The organism is Pseudorhodobacter sp. W20_MBD10_FR17 (genome assembly GCF_052119765.1).
GTDB lineage: Bacteria > Pseudomonadota > Alphaproteobacteria > Rhodobacterales > Rhodobacteraceae > Pseudorhodobacter.
The window spans coordinates 1-2,389 of record NZ_JBGQOQ010000098.1 but is presented as its reverse complement, the minus strand read 5'-3'; the positions used below and the strand labels follow the sequence as shown (position 1 = coordinate 2,389).

Below are 2,389 nucleotides of genomic sequence, written 5' to 3'. Positions count from 1 at the left end.
CACGCCCGACATTTCTGCGCAATGCATCCAAATTGACACTGGCGCTTGGCAAAGTGGTAAACTTTCGGCGTTGCGGCTTGTTTCGGGCTGTTCGCCACGGGTTATTTCACTATAGCTCGTCACGGATTTATATACACTAAGCTTAGATCGATCGATCGATCGAGCGCAGGCTGGCTGAATAAGGACGTATGTTTTGGATAGTGACCAATTAGACTTAAAAGCAATTCTGGCAACGATGTCGCGCCAAAAGCGCCCGATACTGCTAACGATGGTTTTGTTGCTAGGCTTGGCTTTTGCATATCTTATTTTGGCAAAACCGATCTACCAATCGACCGTTTTGCTGCAGGTTGACGGCCGCAGTTCAAACTTGTTGGATCCATCGGCTTCGGGCTCCGAGCAAAGCTCTGTTCTCAACTCGCGCGTTGACAGTGAGGTTGAGATTCTGCGCTCGCAGGCGACGGCGCTGGCGGTGGTTTACGCCGCCGACCTGATCCGCGACCCGGAATTTGGCCCGCAGCTGGGCTGGATCAGCAAGCTCGGTCTGGCGCTTGGCACCGATTTCGATGCCAATTCCTTGCGCCGTCTGGTGGGGCTAGAGCAAACCTCGACCGACAGCCAAGAGTCGCTGGTCAACGGGACGCTGAAAAGCCTGCAAAGCGCGGTGAATATCCGCCGCAGCGGGCTAACCTTTCTGATCGGCATTTCCGTTTCTTCGGAAACGCCAAAACGTGCGGCAGACATCGCCAATATCTATGCCCAATCGTATATCGAGCGGCAGGTTATGGCCAAAACCCAAGCGACAATTTCCGCCCGCGATGTGTTGCGGCGACAAGTTGCAACCGCCGAGGCCGATCTTGCGGCGTCGGAACGCGCGGTGAACACCTTTATTGAAACCAACCTGTCGCGTCTGGAAAAAGAAAGCGGCGACCCTGCGATTGCCGAGCTGCGCCGCCGTCTGAACAGCGCGATGGACACCCAAACGAGCGCAAGCGCCCAAGTGCTTTCTGCCGAAGCCGCGATCAGCAGCCAGGATTGGGCCTCTGTCGCCAGCACGTTGGGCGATCAGGCAATTGCCGAACTTGCACGTCAGCGCAAGGCGATCGAAAACCGGCTTGGCAGCGTTGCCGCCGGTTCTACCGAAGCGATTGATATGGCGGCCGAAATGGCGCGGCTTGATGCCGACCTTGCCAGAACGTCAAGTGCCACTTTGACCACCGTTCGCGCCGATATGGGGGCGATGCGAGATCGTGAGCGCGAGACCCGTGACCAGCTGCGCACCCAATTGCTGCAATCGGATCTGTCGTCGGAAATGCTGGCCGAGCTGTTTAACCTGCAGCAAAGCGCGACCGTCGCCCGAAATCAGTACCAAACACTGCTGGCCCGTGAGCAGGATTTAGGCGCTTTGGCCAACCTGCAAATTGCCGATGCCCGCGTGGTCTCGGAGGCGCTGCCAGCCAATAGCGCCTCGTCGCCAAACCGCAAGCTTATCATTGCCTTGGCCCTTGTTGGCGGGCTTGGGCTTGGGGTGCTGCTTGCCTTTTTGAAAGAGTATTTCTTTGGCGGCATCGTGTCGTCCAGCCAGCTTGAAAACATTATGCAGGCCCGCGTTCCTGTGACGTTGGCCATGCACGCAGCGGGCAAAACCGGCCCTGATCCGGCCGAAACCGTGGTCGCATCGCCCATGTCGGCCTATGCGGAATCCTTTCGAAAATTGCGCGCTGTGATCGACATCGGCCTTTTGAACAGCCGCAAAGAAACAACCCCGGTGAAACGCGGCAGAATCATCGTGGTCAGCTCGGCGATTCAGGCCGAGGGTAAGACGACGACGGCGATATCTCTGGCACGCACCTATGCGCTTTCGGGCACTTCTACCCTACTGATTGATGGCGATTTGCGGCGCCCGACAGTTGCGCCCCGATTGGGCGATACGACCGCCGGGGGCTTGATCGATTTCCTTGCCCCACGGACAGCAGGCGACACCTCGCCGATCGTAACGTTCAACGATCCGCAAACCTCGCTGACCGTTATCGGCGCAGGGGCGCGCAGCGGCATACCCACCGACCAATTGCTAAACGGTGCGTCCTTCCAAGGCCTGATGGAGGCGGTTGTTGCCAGCTTTGACGTCATCATCATCGACAGCCCGCCGCTGTTGCCCGTGGTTGATACCCGCTACCTTGCCCGCTTTGCCGATGCTGTGGTGCATGTCGTGCGCTACGGCTCGACCATGCAAGGCGAGGTCCGCGAAGCCGCCGCACAGATGCGCGAGTTCCTGAAGGCCGATGCCCTCTACATCGGCGTCCTGAACATGGAAGAGCGCGAGACACGGCGGTATGGCTATTACGGCGAATACGGCCATTACGGTAAGGACAGCGATTGATCGACCGCACTT

At 58.1% G+C, this 2,389-nt stretch carries 1 protein-coding gene; it reads left to right on the top strand.

What is annotated here, in order from left to right; all coding sequences use genetic code 11:
* Window positions 1–193: 193 nt before the first annotated feature.
* Entirely contained in the window at window positions 194–2,377 is a 2,184-nt protein-coding gene (locus ACEN2J_RS20715) for a GumC family protein (protein WP_442108641.1), read from the top strand.
* Window positions 2,378–2,389 lie beyond the last annotated feature (12 nt).